General features: G+C 71.1%; 1 protein-coding gene. It reads right to left on the minus strand.

Annotation, left to right across the window (positions count from 1 at the left end; genetic code table 11):
- A partial coding sequence (locus tag ACKUB9_RS34395; protein WP_407531199.1) for an electron transfer flavoprotein subunit alpha/FixB family protein occupies positions 1-574 on the minus strand: 574 nt, incomplete at both ends.

Raw genomic sequence — 574 nt, forward strand, 5'->3', positions numbered from 1 at the left:
ATCACCTTGGAATCCTTCATGCCGGCGAGGTGCTGGATCGCGCCCGAGATGCCCACCGCCACGTAGAGGTCGGGCGCCACCACCTTGCCGGTCTGGCCGACCTGCCAGTCGTTCGGGGCGTAGCCCGCATCCACCGCGGCGCGCGAGGCGCCAACCGCCGCACCCAGCGCGTCGGCGAGCGGCTCGATCAGCTCCTTGAACTTTTCCGCCGAGCCGAGCGAGCGACCGCCGGACACGATGAACTTGGCCGAGGCCAGTTCCGGCCGGTCGGACTTGGCGATCTCCTCGCCCTTGAACGACGACTTCGCCTCCGGCGCCACGGCCGCGGCCGCCGCCTCGACCGGCGCCTCGGCGCCGCCCGCCTCCGCCGCCTTGAAGGCGGCGGTGCGCACGGTGATCACCTTCTTGGCATCGCCCGCCTGCACGGTCTGGATCGCGTTGCCGGCATAGATCGGCCGCTCGAAGGTGTCGGGCGAGACCACCTTGATGATGTCCGAGACCTGCGCCACGTCGAGCAGCGCGGCCACGCGCGGCAGCACGTTCTTGCCCTCGGTGGTCGCCGCCGCGATCACGA

This window comes from Methylobacterium oryzisoli (assembly GCF_046557895.1).
In the GTDB taxonomy this organism is placed as follows: Bacteria; Pseudomonadota; Alphaproteobacteria; order Rhizobiales; family Beijerinckiaceae; genus Methylobacterium; species Methylobacterium oryzisoli.